The organism is Klebsiella ornithinolytica NBRC 105727 = ATCC 31898 (assembly GCF_001598295.1).
Taxonomy (GTDB): domain Bacteria; phylum Pseudomonadota; class Gammaproteobacteria; order Enterobacterales; family Enterobacteriaceae; genus Klebsiella; species Klebsiella ornithinolytica.
This window is the reverse complement of the sequence record NZ_BCYR01000010.1, coordinates 58,700-82,104: the sequence shown is the minus strand read 5'-3', so window position 1 is coordinate 82,104 and position 23,405 is coordinate 58,700. Positions and strand designations below refer to the sequence as shown.

The window sequence follows — 23,405 nt, the reverse complement described above, 5'->3', positions numbered from 1 at the left end:
TATTTGATGGGGTGAGGGATGCTGCTCGCAGGGACCATTTTTTTATTGACGCTGCTGCTGGTTATCTGGCAGCCGAAGGGACTCAGTATCGGCTGGAGTGCGAGCCTGGGGGCGGCGCTGGCGCTGGCGTTCGGCGTTATTCATCTGAGCGATATTCCGCTGGTCTGGAATATTGTCTGGAATGCCACGGCGGCGTTTATTGCGGTGATTGTTATCAGTCTGCTGCTGGACGAGTCGGGCTTTTTCTCCTGGGCGGCACTGCACGTTGCCCGCTGGGGGAACGGGCGCGGGCGGAGACTGTTTAGCTGGATAATTCTGCTGGGCGCCGTCGTGGCTGCGCTGTTTGCTAACGATGGCGCGGCGCTGATTCTGACCCCCATTGTTATTGCGATGCTGTCGGCGCTGGGTTTCAGCCAGCGCGCGACGCTGGCTTTTGTGATGGCTGCCGGTTTTGTTGCCGATACCGCCAGCCTGCCGCTGGTGGTGTCGAATCTGGTCAATATTGTTTCGGCCGACTTTTTCCATCTTGGCTTCAGCAGTTATGCGGCTGTTATGGTGCCGGTCGATATCGCGGCGATCCTCGCGACCCTGGCGATGCTGCATCTGGTCTTTCGTCGCGATATTCCAGCGGTCTACGATCTGGCCCTGTTGCCTGAACCGGCCAGCGCGATTAAAGATCGCCCGACGTTCCTGACCGGTTGGGTGGTGCTGGTGGCGCTGCTGGTCGGCTTTTTCATCCTGGAACCGCTGGGGATCCCGGTCAGCGCTATTGCCGCTGCCGGCGCGGCGGTGCTGCTGGCGGTGGCGAAAAAGGGGCGAGTCATTCATACGGGCAACGTGCTGCGCGGCGCGCCGTGGCAAATCGTCATCTTTTCGCTGGGGATGTATCTGGTTGTTTACGGTCTGCGCAATGCCGGGTTAACCGACGCGCTCTCCGGCGTGCTGAATGTGCTGGCGGAAAACGGGCTGTGGGTGGCCACGCTCGGCACCGGGGTGCTGACGGCGGTGCTCTCGTCGCTCATGAATAATATGCCGACGGTGCTGGTCGGAGCGCTATCCATTGATGGCAGCACGGCAACAGGGGTGATTAAAGAGGCGATGATCTACGCCAACGTCATTGGCTGCGATCTGGGGCCAAAAATCACCCCCATCGGCAGCCTTGCGACGCTGCTCTGGCTGCATGTTCTGGCGCAAAAGAACAGAGCCATCTCCTGGGGCTACTATTTCCGTACCGGGATCATCATGACCCTACCGGTACTGCTGGTGACGCTGGCCGCACTCGCTTTGCGTCTCTCTTTTTCTCTGTCGTGAGAACCTGATATGAGCAACACCATCATTTATCACAACCCGGATTGCGGCACGTCGCGCAATACGCTGGCCATGATCCGCAACAGCGGTATTGAGCCGACGATTATCTACTATCTCGACACACCGCCGTCGCGGGAAGAGTTAGTGGGTCTGATTGCGGCGATGGGGATAACGGTGCGCGCGCTGCTGCGTAAAAACGTCGAACCCTACGCGCAGCTGGGGCTCGATGATGAAACCCTTAGCGACGAACGACTGATCGAGAGCATGTTGCAGCAGCCGATCCTGATTAACCGGCCCATCGTGGTCACCCCGTTGGGCACACGCCTTTGTCGTCCGTCGGAAGTGGTGCTGGAGATCCTTACCCAGGCGCAGAAACAGCCGTTTCGTAAGGAGGACGGGGAATGGGTCGTGGCGGCTTCAGACCAGCGGCAGCCATAAGGTATCCGGCTCGGCAAACCCCGCTTCAACCTGGGCGAAAAAACGGCTGGCGTGCAGCCCATCCACAAAAGCGTGGTTGAATTTACCCGCGACCGGAATGACGCCGTTTTTCAGTTTGCCCCAGGTGAGCGCCGGAACCGCCGCGCCCGTATAATACTCGGCCTGGGTGATGGCGCTAAAATGGAGCCACGGTAGACAGCTGGCGCAGAAAAAGTGCTCGCCCTCGACAATCAGCGGCGCCGGATCGGTGGTTTTTGCCGCCTCAATATTCGGCGTCGCCGCGCGGCTAAAGGCGGCGAAGTCGGCGGCATTGTTGCACCACACCTGACGAAACCCTTCCTGGGCGGTCATGACGGGCGTCATCACCGCAATATCATCATATTCAATAATATCGTCGCCTCGCATCCGCTGCTTGAGCTGAGGTACCGCGTTGGCTGCCCGCAGCAGCGCGTAGAGCGCCAGCTGGAAAAAGGAGACCTGGCGATCCTTCGCGCACTCATACAAGCGCTGTGCTTCTACCGGCACGCAGAGGTTAAAGCTGGGGTTGGCAAAAGTGCGATAAAACTCGAAATGATCTCGACGATGCCAGCTCTCTTTATCGATGACATGGTAGGTAGACACGGCGCGTTCCTGCTCAGAATGGGTTGCAGAGATGACTATGCAACGATTTCAATCAGATTGCCATCCGGGTCTTTGATCACCGCTTCATAATAGCCGTCGCCGGTCGTGCGCGGCGGGGAGACTAAAATCCCCTGTGTTTCTGCCCGCTTCGCCAGCGCATCGACCTGCTGCGCACCGCCGACGGAGATAGCCAGATGAACCCATCCAGTGTGGTTATTGTCCGGCGTGACCGCCTGCAGCCCCGGTTTGCACATCAGCTCAATGGCAATGTCTTCGCCAATTTTCACAAAATAAGACTCAAAGCCGGGATTGGTCCGGCTGCAATATTTTTCGTTAATCTGGCCGTTAAAGAAGCTGGTCCAGAAACGGGCCTGTTGTTCAAGCTGCCGGGTCCAGAGCGCGATATGGGCAATTTTCATTTTTACCTCTTTACAGGGTAGGTTGACAGAGCCGGGCGGATGCATGATCATGCTCCTTAATGCTCGGTTAAGATAACTTCAGGAGTTAATGTGCTCGATTATGCAGCTTTCCCTCAGCAACGACAAGCGCTGATTTGTCAGATCCTCCAGGAAAACGGTCGGGTGGTCTGTAGCGAGCTGGCCAGCCGCTTAAACGTCTCCGAGCATACAATTCGCCGCGATCTGCATGAACTTAGCAAAGACGGGTTCTGTAAAAAGGTCTACGGCGGCGCGGTAATGAACCTGCCGGAAGCCGGGGATTACAGCGAGCGGAAAGACAAAAATGCAGCAACAAAACTCAGAATCGCGCAGAAATGCGCAAGGCTGGTGAAGCCCGGCGGCTGCATCTTTATCGATACCGGTACCACCAATCTGGCGATGGCGGAGGCGCTACCAGCCGAACTGGCGTTAACGGTGGTGACCAATTCGCCGGAGATAGCCGCAGAACTACTCAAAAAGCCGCTGTATGACGTGGTGATGCTTGGCGGGCAGGTTCAGCGAGCGTCGGGCGGCTGCGTTGGCGCTTCGGCGGTGGCTCAGCTGCAGGGCGTGCTGTTTGATCAGGGGTTTATCGGCGGCTGCGCGATGGCGCCGGAATCCGGTCTGACCGGATTCGACTATGCCGATTGCGAATTTAAAAAAGCGGTGATTAAACAGTGCAGTGAAATTATCGTCGGCCTGACTTCGGATAAAATTCCGGCGGTGGCCCGTTTTGTCGTCGCCCAAAGCGGCGATATCGATGTGCTGGTGGTGGAGGAGAACATCAGTCGCGAGTATCGCGACACGTTCCGCGAGCACGATATCCGCATTTATACCGTCTGACCCCCGCTAAACGCCGCCGCATCGGCGACAGACCTCCTGCTGAGCCGCGCCATCCGGGCGACGGCTGGCAATTATTAATTTGATAAATTACGTCTTCTCACTTTGATAAAATCACCGTCGTTCGGGTGGTGATACGCTCTCCGCATCCTCTGCTGCGCTGATTTTTCCCCGTCGGTGCCTCTTTTTGCGTTTCCAGTCACAAATAATAACCTGCACCACATCCCGGCGGACTTATGGCACAGATATTGGATTTGTTGTCCCGGACGGGTTTTTCCCGTGGGTGAACGGATACTGCATGCAATGGCTAAGTCTGGTTTGCCATCAACGGACAATAATAAGGGGAATATTATGTGCGCTTTACGTTCAGCGTCGCCGGGACGAGTGGATGGCCTGGCGAAAGTCAAAGGAACGGCCATTTATGGTGATGATATCACCCTGCCAGGTATGCTATTTGGTGTCTGCCGCTATGCGGATATCCCGGCGGGCAAAATTGAACACCTTGATTTGAGCGATGCGCTGGCGGTCGACGGCGTGGTGAAAATTGCCACCTGGCAGGATATTCCTGGTACGCCAGCGGTGGGGGTTATCGTGAAAGATTACCTGCCGATCGTCAAAGATGAGGTGGTCTTTCACGGCGACGTGATTGCCGTGATCGCGGCGACCACCTATGAGGCCGCCTGCGAGGCCGCTGACAAAATACACGTCCGCTATACGCCCTATGCGCCGCTCACCGATGTTGAGCAGGCGCTGGCACCCGGTGCCCGGCTGATCCATCCGCAACGCAGCGACAACATTGCCGCGCATCATCATACGATTAAAGGCGATGTTAATAAGGGGTTCGCCGAGGCTCGCCATGTGCTGGAGCGCGAGTATGAAGTGGGCTTTCAGGAGCATGCGTATATCGAGCCGGAAGTGGTGCTCAGTTGGCTGGATCCCACCGACGGCAGCCTGATCATTTCCGGTTCGATTCAGAATCCGCATCGTGTTCGCGGATTCGTGGCCAAATTTATGGGCTGTCCGCAGAGCTTAATTAATATTAAGCGGGCGGTGATGGGGGGATCGTTTGGCGGTAAAGATGATGTGATCGACCATCTGGCCTGCCGTTCGGCCTTACTGACCCACTTAACCGGTCGCCCGGTGAAATTCGCCTATACCCGCGAACAGTCGATTATCGAGAGCTGCAAACGTCACCCCTATAAAATGAAGTATAAAGTGGGGCTCGATGAGGTCGGGCATATTGTCGCGATGAAGGTCGATATTCTCGCGGACAGCGGCGGCTATGCCGCTTCTTCGCCCTTCGTGACCTGGCGGTCTTCGGTACAGGCCGCGGGTCCTTATCGTATTCCTAATGTCCATATTGATGTGAAAGCGGTCTACACCAACAACAGCTATACCTCGGCGATGCGTGGCTTTGGCTCGCCGCAGGTCGTCTACGCCCATGAATCATTGATGGATGAGATTGCGGAATACCTGGATATTCCACCGCTGAAGCTGCGTGAAAAAAACGCGCTACGACAAGGCGATACTTCGATTACCGGCCAGGTGTTTGATAACCACACCGTTTCGGCAATTGAAGTGTTGAATAAGGCCAGCACGTCGGCAGAATTCATGGCGAAACGCCAGCATTATCGTGTGTTGAATCAACAGGGAGGCGTCTGGCGCTACGGTATTGGCCTGGCGCTGAGCTATCGCGGCTGTTCTATCGGTGCGGAAGGGGTTGATACCTCAACGGCGCTGATTCAGGTCAACGAAGACGGCAGCGTTAACCTTTCGACATCAGTATCAGAAAATGGTCAGGGGTTACAGACCACCATGTCGCTCATTGCCGCCGAAGCGTTTGGTATTGGGCTTGAAGACATTCATTTTAGCGAACCGCCAACCTCGGTAATTGGCGATGGCGGATCCACGGCGGCCACGCGCGGAACGATGGTGGGCGGCGGGGCGATTCTCGATGCGGCAGAGAAGATTAAACGACGCATTCTCAGCGTCGTCGGCGACACGCTTGGCACCTGCGAGCTTGCCGATACCCTCTGGTCAGGTGGGTTGATAATCAATCGCCATGACGAAAGCCGACGTATTGATTTTAAAAGCGCCGTCAATAAAACCAAATGGGCCAGCGTCAGTCTCACCGAGTATGGCTGGTTCGTCCCACCGCCGATTCACTGGGATGAGGAAAAAGGCTGCGGCAGTCCGTACTTTACCTGGGTGTATGGCTGCCAGGTGGCTGAAGTTCGGGTGAACACCAGTACAGGGAAAACTGAACTCCTGCATGTGACCGCTGCGCACGATGTTGGGCGGATACTCAATCCGGTGGGGTTTGAAGGCCAGGTCTGCGGCGGCGTCGCCCAGGGGTTTGGCTATGCGCTGCTGGAGGATTTCAATATTGAGCACGGCCAGGTGAAGTCAGAAAACTTTGACAGCTACCTCCTGCCGACCATTAAAGATATTCCACGAATGACGGTTATCGGCGTAGAGAATCCCGATCTTGCCGGACCGTACGGTGCGAAAGGAATCGGCGAGCCGGCGACTGAACTGGCGGCGGCAGCTATCAATAATGCGGTCAGCTTCGCGCTGGGGAAACGCTTTAATAAGTTGCCGCTGACCCTTGAGCAGGTGATCCTCGGTTTCAATCTGAAAAAGCCCGCCCGGCAGAGCGAGTTGATGATTGAGCCTGAAAATAAAAAGCAGGTGCTGCGGCTGACCGACGTGACGGTAACCCGTCCACAGAATCTGGAACAGGCGCTGACGCTGCTGGCTCAGGAAGGCGTGAGCGCAATAGCGGGAGGGACGGACGTCATTGTACAAGGGCGCATGCAAACCCGGGCAATGAAGCTGGTGGATATTTCCCGTCTTCAGGAACTGACCGGGATTACAGAAGATCCCCATAGTCATGAGATGGTCATTGGCGCGGCGATGACCTTTAACCGTATCAGCGAGCATCCGCTGCTGTGCGAGCGTTATCCGCTACTGGTTCAGGCCTGTCACACCGTAGGCTCACATCAGATTCGTAACCGCGCCACCATTGGCGGCAATATCGTTAACGCCGCACCCTGTGGCGACTCCATTCCACCGGCGATCCTCTACGATGCGAGTATTGTGCTGCATTCTCTGCGCGGCACGCGGCGGATGTCGCTGGGTGAGTTTCTGCTATCTGGCTATAAAACCCAGCGTCAGCCGGATGAGCTGCTGACTCAGGTGATCCTGCCGCCGCCGGCCAGACCGGAGGCCAGAGGTTTCTATCATCAGCTGGGGCGACGTAATGCGCTGAATATTACCCGGCAAAGTCTGAGCGCGCTGCTGGCGCTGGATACCAACGGCTGCGTCGACTACTGCCGGCTGGTGGATGGCGCGCTGTTTAGCAAACCGCAGCGCCTGCCTGATGTCGAGCGTTGCCTGATTGGCCAGCGGTTAGAGCATGCATCGATTGACAGCGCTTGTGCGGTTCTGGAAAAGCTGATCGATGCCGCCATCGGCAAACGCTGGTCCGCGGCCTATAAGCAGCCTGTGTTTATCAGTATGTTCCGCGACATGATGGCGCAGGCGAAGCAAGAATTTGATAAATAACCATTAATTAACGGGGCGTGATATCGCCCCGCACAGGATAGCGCAATGAGCACAATCAAAGTGAAGGTCAATGGCAAGCTGGTGGAAGCGAAAGTGGAAGGTCATATGCGGTTGTTGGATCTGGTGCGCGACACTTTGCACCTGAGTGCCACTAAAGAGGGCTGTTCCATCGGGGAGTGCGGCGCCTGTACGGTATTAATGGATGGTCATGCCGTCTGTTCATGTCTGGTTCTGGCCGGGCAGTGCGATGAGGCGGAAATCACCACGCTTGAAGGATTGAACGATAACCCGCTGACGCAAAAACTGCAGCAGGCATTTGTCGAGAAAGGCGGCGTGCAGTGCGGTTTTTGTACTCCTGGCGTACTGGTGAGTACCACGGCGCTGCTGACTAAAGTGCCGCAGCCGACGGATGAACAGTTGAAAGATGTGCTGGAGGGGAATATCTGTCGCTGTACCGGCTATCAACCGATTCTTGATTCTATTCACCATGCTTTAAAGTCATAGATCGTACAACCCGGGCTAAGGTGTAGACACCTGGCCCGGGTTGCTCTCTTTTCTGTCTGATAACCTGACCCGCTGATTTAATCGCTCCTGACGACTCCCGAGAGCGGCCGGATCTTTTCCCCGATAAACGTAGCGCAAGCGGGGAACAGTGTTAACCCATTGCGCTTTCGCGCAGGCGGGCTTTCAGCCTGGTGTACTCATCAATCACATACTGCTCGGCGGCGCGCTGGTCGGCGATGCGCTCAACGTTCACGGCACAGTACTTGTACTCCGGCGTTTTGGTTATCGGGCTTAAGTTCTCCGCTACCAGCTCATTACAGGCGCCAATCCACCACTGATAGGTCATATAGACCGCCCCTTTATTCGGACGGTCGCTGACCTGCGCGCGGGTGATAATGCGGCCTTTACGTGAGTTCACCCACACCAGCGCCTCATCCTCAATACCCAGTCGCGCGGCATCGGCGGTATTGATTTGCGCATAGCCCGGCTCATCCGCCAGCGTGACCAGCGCCGCGCAGTTGCCGGTCATGGAGCGGCACGAATAGTGGCCTACTTCCCGCACGGTGGAGAGCACCATCGGATACTCGTCGGTGAGCTTATCGATCGGCGCAACCCAGTCGCAGGTGAAGAACTGCGCCAGCCCGTTCGGGGTAGCAAACTTCTCTTTAAACAGATAAGAGGTCCCCTGGTCGGCGTCGGACTCATCGCGGCACGGCCACATCACGTAGCCCAGCTCGCCCATTTTCTCGTAGGTGGCGCCGTAAAAGTTCGGGCACAGATGCCGCAACTCGTCCCAGATCTCCTGGGTGTTGTTATAGTGCATCGGATAGCCCATTCGGGTGGCGATTTCGCTGATGATCTGCCAGTCGGTTTTCAGGTCCCACTTCGGCTCTACCGCCTTAAAGAAGCGCTGGAAGCCGCGGTCCGCTGCGGTATAGACGCCTTCGTGCTCGCCCCACGAGGTGGACGGCAGGATAACGTCGGCCGCCGCGGCGGTTTTGGTCATGAAAATATCCTGGACAATCACCAGCTCCAGCTCTTCAAACGCTTTACGCACGGCAGAGAGCTCGGCGTCGGTCTGCAGCGGATCTTCGCCCATAATGTACGCTGCCCGTACTTCACCGTGCGCCGCGCGGTGCGGCAGCTCGCTGATGCGATAGCCGGTATGCGCCGGCAGGCTCCCGACGCCCCAGGCTCTGGCGAACTTCTCGCGGTTCTCCGGGAATTTCACGTATTGATAGCCCGGATAGGTGTCCGGCAGCGCCCCCATATCGCAGGCGCCCTGCACGTTGTTCTGACCGCGCACCGGGTTGACGCCGGCGCTCGGCTTGCCGAGGTTGCCGGTGAGGATCGCCAGGCTGGTCAGCGAGCGCACGGTCTCCACGCCCTGATAGAACTGGGTCACGCCCATGCCCCACAGGATGGCGGCGGATTTCGCGCCGGCATACATCCGGGCACAGGCGCGGATCTCCTGCGCGCTGACGCCGGTGATGGCTTCCACCGACTCCGGCGTATAGCCTTCGACGATTTTACGATACTCCTCGAAGCCCTCAGAACGGCTGGCGACGAAGGATTTATCGTAGAGATCCTCTTCGATAATGACGTGGCCGATGGCGTTGAGCAGCGCGATGTTGGAGCCGTTTTTCAAGGCAATATGCATATCGGCAATGCGCGCGGTTTCAATCTTGCGCGGATCGCAGACGATAATCTTCGCCCCGTTGCGTTTGGCGTTGATGACGTGATTCGCCACAATAGGGTGTGAGTCGGCCGGATTGTAGCCGAAGATAAAGATGAGATCGGTGTTATCAATCTCCGTGATGGCATTACTCATGGCGCCATTACCGACCGACTGGTGCAGACCTGCAACCGAAGGGCCGTGTCAGACGCGAGCGCAGCAGTCGACGTTATTGGTACCAATAACGGCGCGCGCGAACTTTTGCATCACATAGTTAGTTTCGTTCCCCGTCCCGCGGGACGAACCGGTGGTCTGAATGGCGTCCGGACCGTACTTCGCCTTAATGGCGCTGAGACGGGTCGCGACGTAGTCGAGCGCCTCCTCCCAGGAGACGGATTCCAGTTTTCCGCCACGCTGACGGCGGATCATAGGGGTTTTCAGGCGCGGGGTGAGGATCTGGGTATCGTTAATGAAATCCCAGCCATAATAACCTTTCAGGCACAGGGTTCCCTGGTTGTTTTTTCCCATTGCCGCTTCGGCACGAAGGATTTTTTCCTCCTCAACGACCAGCCTGATCTTACAGCCAGCTGCGCAATACGGGCATACGGTAATCACCTTTTTCATTATGATAATTTTCCTCGTCAGAACGAAGCGGAGACAGCGCGATTAAAAGAATAACCAAAAGTCGAAGCGGCTATGGAAACTCAAATTAATGGCATATTGCACCGCTGGCAGGCTCAGCAAACAGAGAACCGCGGTGGCGAAAACCAGGCGTAATAACATGATAAGTGCTCCTGAGTTCGCGGAATGAATGCTCCCGGTAGCGGGATGACGGCGTCAGAGTTATGCATTGACGCCGTAGTCTTTCTCGTTATTCATCGTGTTGCTGCTGTTTAACTTTGCGCATCAGTAACCACATGCGCATCGTACGTGGCTGGCGCTTAACCGCCGGGTTCTCGGGAATCAGCCCCGTGTGTTTGTTGTAACCGTTAAAGAACAGATTGAGGGTGACGGCGCTGAACGTGGCCAGCATGATCCCGCTATGCAGTAGCGGCTGCAGTACTGTCGGGAATTTTGAGAAAAAATCATGCGACAGCGTTGGCGTCAGACCCACGCCAAGGCTGATGGCGACGATATAAAGGTTGTAACGATTAGAGGAGTAGTTAATACGCGCCAGAATGCGAATTCCCGTCGCCAGTACCATGCCGAACATGACCAGCCCTGCGCCGCCCAGCACAAACTGCGGGATTGAGGCGACCAGCACCGCCATTTTCGGCACCATCCCGAATATGATCAGAATAGCGCCGGAAGCCACGCAGACCCAGCGGCTGTGAACGCCTGTGACGCTGACCAGCCCGACGTTTTGCGAAAAAGAAGTGTGGGGGAAGCTGTTGAAAACGCCGCCAAACACCGTGCCGATACCGTCAACGCGCAAACCACGAACGATATCCTGCGGCGTCAGCTTGCGGCCCACAATTTCACCCAGCGCCAGGAACATCCCCATCGACTCAATAAAAACGATGATGACCACGGCGGTCATCGTGATAATCGACACCGGATCGAAGACCGGCGTCCCTAACGCCATCGGAGTGACAATTGCGAACCATTTGGCGTCGTACAGGCCGTTGAGGTTGACTTCATTCATCATCATGGAAAGGCCAAAGCCAAAGACGATGCCTAACAGGACGGCGACATTAGACATAAAACCTTTGGCGAAGCGTGTGACCAGCAGGATAAACAGAAGTACGGCGAAGGAGATGCACAGATAAACCGGATTACCATAGTCAGGATTGCCTTTCCCGCCGGCCGCCCAGTCGATCCCGACCTGCATAATGCTCAAACCGATAGAGGTGATCACCACGCCGGTGACCAGCGGTGGAAATAGTGGCATCAGCCGTCCGATGAGAGGGGCGAGCAGGGTGGTGATGATTCCGGCGCCGATCGTCGCACCGAAAATCCCCAGCAGTCCGATGTCAGGGTGTATACCAATGGCCAGCATCGGCGTGACGGCGGCAAAGGTCACTGACATAATGACCGGGAGACGAATCCCCATAAAACGACCGATACCGATACATTGCAGTAGCGTCACGACGCCGCAGCAAAACAGATCGGAGCTGATCAGTAGCGCCACCGTATCCTTACTTAATCCTAGCCGGTCCCCTATCATTAAAGGCACGGCGACGGCACCTGCATACATAACCAGAACGTGTTGCAAACCCAAAACGACCAGCTTCCCCGGCGACAAGACGCGATCCACCTCATCTGTTGTATGGGGGCTGCCAGAGACCGATGGTGGCTGAGAATCAATGGCGCTCATAACTTTGTTCTCCTTATTATCCGACATTTTCCGCCAGTGCTTCCTGAAAGGCGCGACTGGGGAGAAGGATGAGTAACGATTGAATACACCTGAGGGGAATATGCTTAGGGAGTGCCAGTTTTTTGAATTTGAGGCAGAAAGTTGTCGAAATGAGTCGACTGTCACAGAACGCGCCTTTTACGCCGCGACAGGTCAGGATTAAACAACGGATGAGGAAGAGAAGGTTCTCATAATGATAGGAATGAAATCATTATGAATCGCCACATGATTCTGCGCGGCATTTCGCTGGAGGTCCCCGGTCGGCGCTGGGAAGGGTGTTTCTTTGAGGCGCTTCTCAAAAATGAACCTGCTACGCGGCAGAACATAAAAAGCGCCTGATTATTGCATCGTGACCCTTGTCATTTTCATAATAATAAAAGGGACGCAAATGAATAGATTTATCGTTGCCGATGCCGCCAGCTGCATTGGCTGCCATGCCTGTGAGATAGCCTGTGTGACTGCGCATCATCAGGATGTCTGGCCGCAGCAGCGTCGTCATTTTCTTCCACGCATCCACATTGTCTTCCACCGTAATGAGAGTCGTGCCGCTACCTGTCATCACTGTAACGATGCGCCCTGCGTAACCTCATGCCCGACGCAGGCGCTCTATTTGGCTAATGACAGTATTCAGCTCCAACAGGCACAGTGCATCGGCTGTAAAAACTGTGTGATAGCCTGCCCGTTTGGCGCCATCGAAATGACCTCGGTGGCAGCGGATGCGCCGCAGCTGGCGCAGAAGTGCGATTTGTGCAGCGAACATGCCTCGGGTCAGCAGGCCTGCGTGGCAGCCTGCCCGACCCAGGCGTTGAAGCTGATGGATGAGGCCGGTATCAACCGGCTGCGCCGCGAACGACAGATTCGTGCGGCCCAGGGGCTGGCGGTGCAGCCTCGTCAGAGGACGCGACGCGAAGCGTTCCTCGATAAATTACCGCGCGTCGGGGCGAAGAAGATCGCTGCCGAAACGCGAAAGACCCATTTTGCCGAAATCTACCACGGGCTTGCGGCCTGCGATGCGGAATACGAAAGTGAACGCTGCCTCTATTGCGCCCAGAAAGCCTGGTGCAACTGGACCTGTCCGCTGCATAACCACATTCCGGATTTTATTCGCCTTGTCAATAAGGGCAATGTCATCGAAGCGGCGGAGCTGTGTCATCAAAGCAGCTCTTTGCCGGAAATTTGCGGCCGGGTTTGTCCGCAGGATCGTCTATGCGAGGGGGCCTGCACACTGAAAAATGAAGGCGGCTCGGTCACCATTGGCAACCTTGAGCGTTATATCACCGACAGCGCGCTGGCGATGGGCTGGCGACCGAGCGTGGGGCATGTCGTGCCGCGTAAGGAGCGGGTGGCGGTCATTGGCGCCGGTCCGGCAGGCCTGGGCTGCGCTGATATTCTGGCACGCGCGGGGGTACAGGTGGCGGTGTTCGACAGGCATCCTGAAATCGGCGGCCTACTCACCTTTGGTATACCGCCCTTCAAGCTCGATAAAAGCATCCTGCGGGTCAGAAGGGAGATCTTCAGTGAGATGGGGATTACTTTTCACCTTAATCATGAAGTGGGGCGCGATGTGGCGTTCAACGACCTGGTTGCCGGTTATGACGCCGTTTTTCTTGGCGTGGGTACCTACGGCCTGATGGCGGCGGGACTGGAAGGGGAAGACGCAGCGGGCGTGATTCAGGCGCTGCCGTTTTTGATTGCCAGCACGCGTGAAGTGATGGGGCTTGAGGAGAGTCCGGAATATCCGCTGACCGAGATTAAAGGTAAACGCGTAGTGGTGCTCGGGGGCGGCGATACGGCGATGGACTGCCTGCGTACGGCGGTCCGTCGCGGCGCAGCCAGCGTAACCTGCGCCTACCGGCGGGATGAACTGAGCATGCCGGGTTCGAAAAAAGAGGTGGTGAACGCTCGTGAAGAAGGGGTGGAGTTTCAGTTCAACGTTCAGCCGCAGTATATTCTGCGTAACCGCAAAGGCCAGGTCAGCGCGGTTGGGATGATCCGCACCGAAATGGGTGAACCCGGCGCGGACGGGCGTCGTCGTCCGCAGCCGATTGTCGGCTCAGAGTTTGAGCTCCCGGCCGATGTGCTGATCATGGCGTTTGGCTTCCAGGCACATGATATGCCCTGGCTACGTGGGCACGGGATCCAACTCGATCGCTGGGGGCAGATTCGTACCGGTGGTAAAGGTCGCGGCACGACGCAAACCGACAATGACAAAATTTTTGCCGGCGGGGATGCGGTGCATGGCGCCGATTTGGTGGTTACAGCGATGGTGGCCGGGCGCCAGGCGGCTCACGAGATGCTGGATCTGTTCAGGAACAAGGAGGGGATATGACCAGCTTTATCGTCGCCAGTCCACAGGCCTGCATTGGCTGCCGGACCTGTGAAGTCGCCTGCGCCCTGTCGCATATAGCTGAAGGGGCGGAGTTTCATCCGCGCCTGAAGGTGATGCGTCTCGCTAATCTCAGCGTACCGGTGATGTGTCATCAATGTGAAAACGCGCCCTGCGTGTCTGCCTGTCCGGTTGGCGCGTTAACGATGGGAACCGAGCGGGTTGAAGCCGATGCCGCACGTTGTATCGGCTGCCAGGGGTGCGTGGTAGCCTGTCCTTTTGGGGCAATAACGATTGTGGCCACGGCGGCACATCCGCCGGTGGTGGTGAAGTGCGATCTGTGCGTGGCGCGTGAACAGGGGCCCGCCTGCGTTGATGTTTGCCCGACGGCTGCGCTCAGGGTGATGAGCGCTGAGGCGCTGGCGGCGTTGCAAAAACAGCGTAACGTCGCCACCGCCAGTCTGCTGACGCTGTAGATTTGCTGCAAAAAAAGAACCCGGTGCAGAGACCGGGTTCTTTTTCCTGCCAGAGGCGTCAGGCCAGGGCATCCATTCGCTTCCACATCTTCGCCGCAACCTTTCTGGCTTCGGCAAACACCGGTTCGCAGTTAAAGGTAAACTGACGGTCCTCGTAAACCATGACCCCGTTGACCATGACGCTATGCACGTTGCTGCTCCCCATCCCGAAGGCAATGTGGCCGGCAATATTTTCAGCGATAAACGGCGTGGGCGAGGCGTAATCGCTGATGGTCAGGTCGGCCTTGTAACCGGCTTCAACACGACCAAACTGTGCATTAAAGTTACGACTGAGCAGTTCGTTACCATTGCTCAATGCACGGGCAAAGCTATCCGGCCACAGCGGCCCGCCGGCATCACGGTGCTTGAAGAAGGCAAACTTAAGCTCCTCAAACATATCAGAACCTATACCGTCGGTCCCGAGCGCCAGGTTACGGAACGTCGCCAGACGCTGGTTATAGCCCACATGATTGTTCATGTTAGAACGGGCATTATGTACCAGGAACCCGTCATGCGCATTCAGCAGCTCAATATCCCTGACCGAAAGATACAGCCCGTGGGCGATCAGCGTTTTGCTGTCGAGCAGATCGAAATCAGCCAGCCTGACCAGCAGGTCTTTTGCATAATGATGGTGGCTATGGGAGACATCGTAGCGGTCTTCCGCGGCGTGAATATGCAGCCCGCGGCCGGTTGTCTTCAGGGCCTCGGAGAGCATACTCAGGCCCTCATCCGGGACAGTGAACGGCGCGTGAGCGCCGATATGGGCCTCCACCAGATACGGGGTATCGCCTTTTTCCTTTGCGCTATCTATTTCGCGAGCAAAGCGAATGTTTTCCTCAACGCCAGCCCGTAACTCTTTGACGCCACCGTTGCGATCCGTGGTTTCGAAGCAGGTCATTCCGCGTAGCCCCACCTTCAGAAAGGCCTGACGGAGTTGACTAAGCGACCCGGCAATATAATCCGGAGAGGCGTGGTGGTCGATAACCGCGGTACAGCCGCAGCGAATGGCCTCCAGCGAGCAGATGAGTCCGCTGTAGTACAGCGACTCTTCATCCAGCGCCCGGTCGAGCCGCCACCACAGGTTTTTCAGCGTCGAGATAAAGTCCGGACAGGGGGCGATGTTGGCCTGGATACCGCGTGATAAGCCGGAATAGAAATGGTTGTGGGAACATACGTTGCCAGGCATGACCAGGCGGCCCTGCATCTCTTTGATGCTGGCCTGCGGATAGCGCCGACACTGGTCCGCACCAACATCGATAATCGTCTCATTTTCGATAACGATATCGACATTTTCCACGACTTTTGCCGGGTAAAGTTGCACGACAGTCGCATTTTTTAGAATCAGAATACTCATACTTCGACGCCTCCCAGCAGATAGCGATGGTGGAGATGAACATGGCTGATAATGCGGCACATGTCGGTAAGCGGTGGCGGTACGTCGTTAAGCTGACCGCGTTCGTCGATATTCAGCAGCCAGATCCGATCGTTTTGTCGTACGTGAACCTGGTTCGCTTCGACAAGAAAACCCGGGTTGGTGCTGTTGCCGAAATCCTCGGCCAGGCTAAAGATGGTGATTTTGTCTTTGTATGGTTTGCCCTGCCACGGGCAGAACTGGGCGCAGTTACCGCATTCGTTGCAGAAGGCGTCAAGGTGCAAGGTCTGGTAGCGATTCTGGAACCCAGGTACGGCGATTGAGACGTTGGCGCGGTTTGGACAGACATCCACGCACTTGCTGCAGATGTAGTTGCACTCAAGGCAACGGGAGGCCTCCTGGGCCACGAATGCATCGCGATCGTCTTTGTTTACCCTTGCCACGGCAATGGTTCCTTTACGGCGGTAGACTTCCGCCGGATTGACGTTATTCCAGCGTTTATCACCATGGTGACTGAGGATATTCTCGCGGGCCAGAATCGTATCCGTGGCCCGGCGGGCATTGCCGATTGCGGAAACAATGGAAGAGGGGCCGCGCTGCACATCGCCGATCAGGAAGACGTTGGCCTTACCGGTTTCCCCATTGAGATCGACAACCGGCCAGCCATGTTCATTGAGCGGAATACCCATCGCCGCGAGGGCATCGTGATCCTGCTGCTCGCCGATGGCGGTTATCAGGGTATCGACCTGCAGCGTGCAGGTCTCGGCGGTTTGTACCGGGCGGCGGCGGCCCTTTTCATCGGCTTCGCCGAGAGTCATAACGCGCAGCGTCAAGGTGCCATCGGCGTTAAACTCTTCCGGGTTGTTCAGAAAACGGAACTGAACGCCATCAGCAACGGCTTCTTCATACTCCTCACGCCACGCCGGCATCTCCTGTTGTGAACGGCGATAAACGATGGTGGCCTTCTCCACGCCGGGGACGCGCAGGGCCGCGCGGGCGCAGTCCATTGCGGTATTGCCTGCACCAATAATGGCCACATGTTTCCCCAGCTTCAGGTTGTCGCCGCGGTTATACTCCCGCAAAAACTGGAGTGATTTTAGTACGTTAAGGTTATCACCGCGTAGCGGGACGCCGCTGTTCTTATCGGTACCGGTTCCCACCAGAACGTAGTGGAATCCTTCCTGCTGCAGCTTTTCAACGCTCAGATGCGGATCGCAGCCGTAAACCAGATTCACCCCATGCCGGGTCACGAAATCAATATCATGTTCGATCAGCTCTGCGGGAATACGGAATTGTGGGATGATATTGCGTACCACGCCACCGGCGTTGGCTTCGCGCTCAAAAAGCGTCACCGGATGCCCGGCGCGGGCGAGAAAATATCCGGCGGCCAGTCCTGCCGGACCTGCGCCAATCACGGCTACCGGATGTCTGGTGCCGGAACCTGCGGGTTTATGCCAGCGCTGCTGGTATTCATCCCAGCCTTTCTCAAGGGCGATTTTTTTCAATTCACGAATGTTAAGTGCGCTGTCGTAGTCCAGGCGAGTACAGTTGTACTGACACTGATGATCGCAGATATGACCGGTAATGGCCGGTAGGGCATTGCGCTGGTAAATCAGCTCCAGCGCGTCGGCATAACGCTGTTCGCCCATCAGACGAATATATTCCGGGATATCCTGCTTAATGGCGCAGGCGGTAACGCAGGGGGCGACGTAGCAGTCGGTGAGGGGCAGTTTCTCGCCGACATCAATACGGTCATCGGGTTTCCAGTGTTTCTGGGTGTACGCCATGCTGACGGCTTTTTCTGCCAGCGCATTCAATCTTGCGACGTCCACCCGGGTCATCTTCCAGCCGTCAGACTGCTCAAGTTCGCGCATACATTCGCTAAGCCGCAGGTAGCCTCCCGGTTTCAGCAGGTCCGTCGCCATGGTGATTGGATGTATTCCTGTTGCAAAAATTTCGCGAATATTGAGCTGGCTGGCGCCTCCGGAATAGGAGATTGGCAGCTTGCCGTCAAAAGCGCGGGAAAGAAGAGCGGCAACATTGATGGACAGCGGGAACAGCGCGCGACCGGACATATACATCTCATCTCCCGGCAGCGCACCTTTGTTGTTGACGGTGCCGAGGGTATTGGTGAGCTTCACACCGAAGCCGAGATGTCTCTCTTTTGCCAGTTGCATCAGGCGTTCCAGCATTTCTAATGCCCGATCGATTTTCAGATCGTGGTCAAAGGACTCTTCATTGAGGGCGATATAGCCGAAGCCGCAGGTATCAAGAATTTCGCGTACCCGCGAATAGCCGAGAAGCGTCGGGTTGAGTTTGACGAAGGTATTGAGGTTTTTCTCTTCCAGCATATAGCGACAAATGGCTTCAATTTCGTCCGGCGGACAGCCATGCATCGTCGACAGCGTCACGCCGTGTACCAGGGTGGCGGGGATCCGGTGTGCCAGCGTGTCGAGCCGTGGACGGATATCATCGAACCGGAAGCGGAGAAGGAACTTGTCGTCATGCAGCCAGCGGTCGAGAATATCGCGATAGCGGGAAAATTCGGGTTGCTTGCTGGCGTTCATCATGCAGTTGATGAACTGCTGCATCGGCGGCTGCTTGATACCGTCCAGGTTATAACCCACGCTCATATTGAAAATAAATGATTTGCCGCCCTTCATCGGCGTGAGCGGGAAAATCTCTTCCAGCAGGTGCAGAATAAACCAGGCTTTCAGGTACTCATCAGCAGCCTTTTTCAAGGTAAATTCGGTCGACCATTCAGTATTAAAACATTCATCTTCGGCGTCGATACACGGTTTTTCCAGCTCAAGCCGATCGAGGATCTGCACGGTTTTCAGTTCGATAAACCGACCGCCGGTTAACCAGGAGGTGATAATATTTTGCGCCAGCTGGGTATGCGGTCCGGCGGCAGGTCCAACCGGGGTTGCACAACTCTCGCCGAACACGGTGAGTCGATTTGGGTTTGTCGGCGAGTAAAATTGCTGTTCAGGAATACCAAATATCGAGCGATGGTTTTGGTATTCATCAAAGATACGCGTCAATAATGCCTCAAACGGGACGGGACGCATGATATCTCCCATAACCCTCTCCTTAGATTAATCGGTGAACGAATATTATCGGGAAAGCGATCTTTCCGACGAATTGGGAGAGGTGGAGCAACAATCACACCAGTTATTTAGCCATTAAGCTAAGCGGGTGCGAATCTGTGAGAGAGATCTAAAGTTAACGACGCTTTATGAAATACATCACGTTATGCTAATGCGAATTAAAATCACTCACCAAAATGAACTGTGTTTATTTCTCAAAATCAACGCTTATCTATCACAATGATAATTTACGTTATCGCGCTATGCGCGCCTCATGAGGTGCGATGGCATCGCGACGAGAAACGCGGGCTATTCTGCAGGCGAATAAAATCGGCAGGGGTATCAATATCAAAAATAATTTCCGGATATTCCAGTTCCAGTCGTTGATGCCGACCGCTGAGCAGAGCTTTGCGGACAGATGAACCGTCAGATCGGTTCAGCCGCTGTTGCAAATAGCGGCTGGCAACGAGGATGGGATGGCCCGGTATTCCTTGATAATGCGGAAGGAGCGAACCGTTATAGCGCAACGGCCACATGGTGCGGAACACATCAGCCGTGATACAAGGCAGATCGCCGTGGGTGATAAAGCAGTATTCGCTTGTCACGGCACGGGCCCCGCAAATCACGGATGAGAACAACCCATGTTGATAATCCGCATTATGGGCCAGCGTTATCCTGGGATTGTTGCTATACCGTGTCTGCAGTTCCTGCGCGTGAAAACCCGTCACCAGAATAATACGTGAGCAAAATTGCAGGGCATTTTTAATACTTGCATCAAGTATTGTTCCCTCTTGCCAGGGTAACATCATTTTCCATTGCCCCATTCGGGAGGACAACCCGGCGGCGGTAATAATGCAGTCGATCGGCTTCATAGCTCTCTTTAAATAATGGAAATGAACCTGATTAATGGAAAATATACCGCAAGATGACGCCTTGTTTTGTGATTTGGGTGCGTCTGCCAGCCCGTTACTTATTTCCACCGTCGGCGCTGGCGGCAAAACCAGTACGTTGTTGTGGCTGGCTGAATTATTTGTCCGGGCCGGACGACGGGTCCTGTTGACCACCACCACGCATATGTATCTACCGGCGCAGATGCCGGTTGTTATCTGTCGCGATCCGCGGCGGCTGTCGCCAGTCGTCTGGCAACAGCCGATGCTGGCCTGTTTTTCCGCATGGCTGCCGCAGGCTGGAAAAGTAAAGGGTTTTACCGGCGAGCAACTCGATGGACTGGTGGCGCAGGCTGACGTCGACGTGGTGCTGGTAGAAGCCGACGGTGCTCACGGTTTTGCACTCAAAGCGCCAAACGAGCATGAACCTTGCATCCCTGATTCAAGTCGCTGCGTCATTGCCGTGACGGGAGGCGGGTTGATTGGGCAATGTATTGGTCCTGGGACGGTTCATCGCTGGCCCTTTTTTTCCCGAATAACCGCCGCCGTACCGGGTGACAGGCTGAGCTGGCCGATGCTGCATCGTTTCATTCAGCATCCTGAAGGGGCCTTTAAAGATACGCCGACGGGTGTCCGGCGCATCTGGTTACTTAATCAGCTTTCTCAAAATGATAATTTGCTGACAGCCGACCTGCTGACCGATGGCGATGTTGATGCCATCTGGGCGGGATCCGTTCAGGCGCGTCCGGCAATCACGCGCAGACGAGTGAGAGAGTGAGATCCACTCTGGGGTGAAAAGGGATAGCCATCGAGGTTGTTATGAATATTTTCTCAGAAGCTGCAAGACTCGAAGAACAGAATCGCCCGTTTGCGCTGGCGCAGATTGTTGACAGCAGAGGCTCAACGCCCAGGCACTCGGCGCAGATGTTGATCCGCGCTGACGGGACCATTGCGGGAACTATAGGCGGCGGGATGGTGGAGCGAAAAGTGATTGATGAGGCACTGGTGGCGCTGGGTGAGAAGGCGTCGCGAATGTTTCACGGCAGGATGGCGCGCAACGGGGCCGATGCCGTTGGCTCTGACTGCGGAGGCGCGATGTCGGTTTATATCAGCGTGCATGGCCTGCGGCCGCGCCTGGTGCTGATTGGCGGCGGACACGTCAACCGCGCAATTGCGCAAATTGCGGCGCTGGTAGGGTTCGAAATCGCCGTTGCCGATATCTATCGGGAGAGCCTCAATCCTGATTTTTTCCCTCCGTCGACCCAGCTGCTGCATGCCGAAACCTTTGGTTCCGCGTTAGAAAAGCTGGACATTCGCCCGGACAACTTTGTTCTCATCGCCACCAACAATAAAGATCGCGAAGCGCTGGATCGGCTGATTACCCAGCCAGTGGCCTGGCTTGGTCTGTTGGCCAGCCGCCGTAAGGTTCAGTTTTTTTTACGTCAACTGCGTGAAAACGGGGTTGCGGAAGAACACATTGCGCGTCTGCATGCGCCGGTGGGCTATAACATTGGCGCAGAGACGCCAAACGAGATTGCTATCAGCGTCCTGGCGGAGATCCTGCAGGTGAAAAATCAGGCCGCTGGTGGCCTGATGATGGCGGTGGATCATCCCTCACAGCATCTGCGGGTCGTGATTCGCGGTGCCGGAGATATTGCTACCGGGGTGGCGCTGCGGCTCTGGCATGCCGGATTTAAGGTGATCATGCTCGAGGTTGAAAAACCGACGGCGATCCGCCGCAGCGTGGCCTTTGCCCAGGCGATATTCGACGGTGAGGTGACGGTAGAGGGCGTTGTCGCCCGGCGCGCAGCGTCGGTACATGAGGCTATTCGTATCGTCGAAAATGGGGCCATCCCGCTTCTGGTCGATCCAGTGTGCCACTCCCTACACGACCTGAGGCCCGCCTGCGTGGTGGATGCGATTCTGGCGAAGGAAAACTTCGGTACTCATTGCGGGCTGGCACCGGCGGTGATCGCGCTTGGCCCCGGTTTCTGTGCCGGAAAAGATTGCCACGCGGTAATTGAAACCCATCGGGGCCACTGGTTAGGTCAGGTGATTTACCACGGCTGCGCTCAGGCAAATACCGGGATCCCGGGCAATATTCAGGGCCACACGTCGCTGAGGGTAATCCGCGCTCCGGTGGCCGGCGTGCTACAGGGGCGGGTGCGGCTGGGAGATATTGTCAACGAAGGGGAGACGATCGCCACCATCGGTGACCGGGAGATTCTGGCCCCGCTGGGCGGGATGGTGCGTGGGTTATTAAACGATGGCCTGGTGGTTAACAGCGGTTTCAAAATCGGTGATATCGATCCGCGCGGCGCAGACGCCGATTATACCAGCGTATCGGATAAGGCCAGGGCGATTGGCGGTGGCGTGCTTGAAGCGCTAATGACGCTAATGCATCGAGGCGTTAAGGCGAAAGAAGCGGTGTTAACGGTCGCCTGAGCCTGATATCCCGTGGGCTGGTCCTGTAAAAATCGCCCGGAACATCACCGGGCGTATCGAGGGTTACTGGTTTTCTCAGACCTTGTTTAACCCGCTATCACGGTTCCGGTTTTGCCTTCAATTCCTTCTTGAGCCTTGCTCAGAACCGTAATCAGTGCTTGACGTCCGGGACGGGAACGCGCGAACGAGGCGGCAGCCTCGACTTTCGGTAACATCGAACCTTTCGCGAAATGGCCTTCGCGAATATAGCGTTCGGCATCGCTGAGCGTGAGCCTGTCCAGCCACTGCTCATCCGCTTTGCCGAAGTTGATGGCGACTTTCTCCACCGCCGTCAGGATAATCAGCATATCGGCGTCAATCATCGCTGCCAGTTTCGCGCTGGCCCAGTCTTTATCAATCACCGCGCTGGCACCCCGCAGGTGATGGCCTTCACGAATGACGGGGATACCGCCGCCGCCTACGGTAATCACCACATGACCCGCTTCCATCATCGCTTTCACCGTCTCTTTTTCGATGATATCCACCGGTTGTGGCGATGCGACAACGCGGCGGTAGCCGCGGCCGGCATCCTCTTTCATGGTGTACCCCTGGCGGGTCAGCTGCCTGGCGTCTTCTTCGCTAAAAAAGGAGCCGATAGGTTTGGTTGGATGTTTAAATGCGGGGTCGTTGGCGTCCACTTCGACCTGGGTAATCAGCGTTGCCACGGGCACGGTCATTCCTCGGGAAAGGAGTGCTTCACGGAGTGCGTTTTGTAAGTCGTAGCCAATGTAGCCCTGGCTCAGGGCGACGCAGACCGACATTGGCAGCATGGGCGTGTGCGCTTCCGTTTTAGCGGCGGCTTCAAAAGCGAGGTTAATCATCCCCACCTGCGGACCATTTCCGTGAGTCACCACCACCTGGTGTCCCTGCGCAATCAGGTCAACGATGGCCTGCGCGGTTTGTTTAACGGCCTGCATTTGCCCGGCCAGGTCGTCCCCTAAGGCATTTCCGCCAAGGGCGAGAACAATTTTCTTACTCATTCATTC

General features: G+C 56.2%; 17 protein-coding genes. 9 read left to right on the top strand and 8 right to left on the bottom strand.

Translation table 11 applies throughout. The features are described from left to right. Positions 1 to 18 precede the first annotated feature (18 nt). Positions 19 to 1,311: an arsenic transporter gene (locus tag ROR01S_RS18880; protein ID WP_064359779.1), complete on the top strand. Its 1,293-nt coding sequence runs from the start codon at positions 19 to 21 to the stop codon at positions 1,309 to 1,311. A gap of 9 nt (positions 1,312 to 1,320) precedes the next feature. Continuing rightward, positions 1,321 to 1,746, top strand: coding sequence for a glutaredoxin-dependent arsenate reductase (gene arsC / locus ROR01S_RS18875; RefSeq protein ID WP_015584169.1), 426 nt, complete (start codon positions 1,321 to 1,323; stop codon positions 1,744 to 1,746). Here arsC and ROR01S_RS18870 read toward each other — a convergent pair. Together ROR01S_RS18870 and ROR01S_RS18865 are read right to left on the bottom strand one after the other, a co-directional pair. Beyond that, complete coding sequence (locus tag ROR01S_RS18870; RefSeq protein ID WP_048024870.1) at positions 1,726 to 2,367, bottom strand: CatA-like O-acetyltransferase, family 1; 642 nt, start codon at positions 2,365 to 2,367, stop codon at positions 1,726 to 1,728. The two genes, arsC and ROR01S_RS18870, sit on opposite strands and share 21 nt — an antisense overlap. Before the next feature lie 35 nt (positions 2,368 to 2,402). Then, positions 2,403 to 2,786 (bottom strand): VOC family protein, encoded by a 384-nt coding sequence (locus ROR01S_RS18865; RefSeq protein WP_015584171.1) that lies wholly within the window; start codon positions 2,784 to 2,786, stop codon positions 2,403 to 2,405. A 90-nt stretch (positions 2,787 to 2,876) separates the two neighbouring features. On the opposite strand from ROR01S_RS18865, the gene ROR01S_RS18860 reads away from it, so the two are divergent. From ROR01S_RS18860 to ROR01S_RS18850, 3 genes are all read left to right on the top strand, one after another. Next, positions 2,877 to 3,647 carry a DeoR/GlpR family DNA-binding transcription regulator gene (locus ROR01S_RS18860; RefSeq protein WP_004862872.1) on the top strand — a complete coding sequence of 257 codons (771 nt, stop codon included), beginning with the start codon at positions 2,877 to 2,879 and terminating at the stop codon, positions 3,645 to 3,647. Positions 3,648 to 3,995: 348 nt separating this feature from the next. Further along, complete coding sequence (locus ROR01S_RS18855) at positions 3,996 to 7,211, top strand: molybdopterin cofactor-binding domain-containing protein (protein WP_064359778.1); 3,216 nt, start codon at positions 3,996 to 3,998, stop codon at positions 7,209 to 7,211. Between the two features lie 45 nt (positions 7,212 to 7,256). After that, positions 7,257 to 7,715, top strand: a complete 459-nt coding sequence (locus tag ROR01S_RS18850) for a (2Fe-2S)-binding protein (protein WP_004862868.1) — start codon at positions 7,257 to 7,259, stop codon at positions 7,713 to 7,715. A gap of 151 nt (positions 7,716 to 7,866) precedes the next feature. Here ROR01S_RS18850 and fdhF read toward each other — a convergent pair whose 3' ends face one another. Further along, positions 7,867 to 10,014, bottom strand: coding sequence for a formate dehydrogenase subunit alpha (gene fdhF, locus ROR01S_RS18845; protein WP_081213145.1), 2,148 nt, complete (start codon positions 10,012 to 10,014; stop codon positions 7,867 to 7,869). A 247-nt stretch (positions 10,015 to 10,261) separates the two neighbouring features. Then, positions 10,262 to 11,707 carry a nucleobase:cation symporter-2 family protein gene (locus tag ROR01S_RS18835; protein WP_004862857.1) on the bottom strand — a complete coding sequence of 482 codons (1,446 nt, stop codon included), beginning with the start codon at positions 11,705 to 11,707 and terminating at the stop codon, positions 10,262 to 10,264. A gap of 427 nt (positions 11,708 to 12,134) precedes the next feature. On the opposite strand from ROR01S_RS18835, the gene ygfT reads away from it, so the two are divergent. Then, entirely contained in the window at positions 12,135 to 14,075 is a 1,941-nt protein-coding gene (ygfT, locus tag ROR01S_RS18830; RefSeq protein WP_064359776.1) for a formate-dependent uric acid utilization protein YgfT, read from the top strand. Further along, positions 14,072 to 14,548 carry a 4Fe-4S dicluster domain-containing protein gene (locus ROR01S_RS18825; protein WP_048025211.1) on the top strand — a complete coding sequence of 159 codons (477 nt, stop codon included), beginning with the start codon at positions 14,072 to 14,074 and terminating at the stop codon, positions 14,546 to 14,548. Before ygfT ends, ROR01S_RS18825 begins: the two co-directional genes overlap by 4 nt. 58 nt (positions 14,549 to 14,606) lie before the next feature. Here the strand turns inward: ROR01S_RS18825 and ssnA are convergent, their stop codons facing one another. The 3 genes from ssnA to ROR01S_RS18810 form a co-directional block, all read right to left on the bottom strand. Beyond that, entirely contained in the window at positions 14,607 to 15,941 is a 1,335-nt protein-coding gene (gene ssnA / locus ROR01S_RS18820) for a putative aminohydrolase SsnA (protein WP_064359775.1), read from the bottom strand. After that, complete coding sequence (gene ygfK / locus ROR01S_RS18815) at positions 15,938 to 19,042, bottom strand: putative selenate reductase subunit YgfK (protein WP_015584177.1); 3,105 nt, start codon at positions 19,040 to 19,042, stop codon at positions 15,938 to 15,940. Before ygfK ends, ssnA begins: the two co-directional genes overlap by 4 nt. 278 nt (positions 19,043 to 19,320) lie before the next feature. Continuing rightward, a complete protein-coding gene (locus ROR01S_RS18810) occupies positions 19,321 to 19,920 on the bottom strand; it encodes an NTP transferase domain-containing protein (protein ID WP_004862839.1) in 600 nt (199 codons plus the stop codon). Between the two features lie 34 nt (positions 19,921 to 19,954). Here ROR01S_RS18810 and yqeC point away from each other — a divergent pair, with 34 nt between their 5' ends. Beyond that, entirely contained in the window at positions 19,955 to 20,713 is a 759-nt protein-coding gene (gene yqeC / locus ROR01S_RS18805) for a selenium cofactor biosynthesis protein YqeC (protein ID WP_064359774.1), read from the top strand. 41 nt (positions 20,714 to 20,754) lie between these two features. Continuing rightward, entirely contained in the window at positions 20,755 to 22,380 is a 1,626-nt protein-coding gene (yqeB, locus tag ROR01S_RS18800; RefSeq protein WP_064359773.1) for a selenium-dependent molybdenum cofactor biosynthesis protein YqeB, read from the top strand. Positions 22,381 to 22,466: 86 nt separating this feature from the next. On the opposite strand, the gene arcC is transcribed toward yqeB, so the two are convergent. Further along, on the bottom strand, positions 22,467 to 23,399 hold the full coding sequence (arcC, locus tag ROR01S_RS18795; RefSeq protein WP_004862832.1) for a carbamate kinase: 933 nt from the start codon (positions 23,397 to 23,399) through the stop codon (positions 22,467 to 22,469). Positions 23,400 to 23,405 lie beyond the last annotated feature (6 nt).

Coding starts and splice junctions, on each gene's coding strand:
- ROR01S_RS18880 (WP_064359779.1), top strand. CDS start 19: ATGCTGCTCGCAGGGACCATTTTTTTATTGACGCTGCTGCTGGTTATC.
- arsC (WP_015584169.1), top strand. CDS start 1,321: ATGAGCAACACCATCATTTATCACAACCCGGATTGCGGCACGTCGCGC.
- ROR01S_RS18865 (WP_015584171.1), bottom strand. CDS start 2,786: ATGAAAATTGCCCATATCGCGCTCTGGACCCGGCAGCTTGAACAACAG.
- ROR01S_RS18855 (WP_064359778.1), top strand. CDS start 3,996: ATGTGCGCTTTACGTTCAGCGTCGCCGGGACGAGTGGATGGCCTGGCG.
- ROR01S_RS18850 (WP_004862868.1), top strand. CDS start 7,257: ATGAGCACAATCAAAGTGAAGGTCAATGGCAAGCTGGTGGAAGCGAAA.
- ROR01S_RS18835 (WP_004862857.1), bottom strand. CDS start 11,707: ATGAGCGCCATTGATTCTCAGCCACCATCGGTCTCTGGCAGCCCCCAT.
- ygfT (WP_064359776.1), top strand. CDS start 12,135: ATGAATAGATTTATCGTTGCCGATGCCGCCAGCTGCATTGGCTGCCAT.
- ROR01S_RS18825 (WP_048025211.1), top strand. CDS start 14,072: ATGACCAGCTTTATCGTCGCCAGTCCACAGGCCTGCATTGGCTGCCGG.
- ssnA (WP_064359775.1), bottom strand. CDS start 15,941: ATGAGTATTCTGATTCTAAAAAATGCGACTGTCGTGCAACTTTACCCG.
- ygfK (WP_015584177.1), bottom strand. CDS start 19,042: ATGGGAGATATCATGCGTCCCGTCCCGTTTGAGGCATTATTGACGCGT.
- ROR01S_RS18810 (WP_004862839.1), bottom strand. CDS start 19,920: ATGAAGCCGATCGACTGCATTATTACCGCCGCCGGGTTGTCCTCCCGA.
- yqeC (WP_064359774.1), top strand. CDS start 19,955: ATGGAAAATATACCGCAAGATGACGCCTTGTTTTGTGATTTGGGTGCG.
- yqeB (WP_064359773.1), top strand. CDS start 20,755: ATGAATATTTTCTCAGAAGCTGCAAGACTCGAAGAACAGAATCGCCCG.
- arcC (WP_004862832.1), bottom strand. CDS start 23,399: ATGAGTAAGAAAATTGTTCTCGCCCTTGGCGGAAATGCCTTAGGGGAC.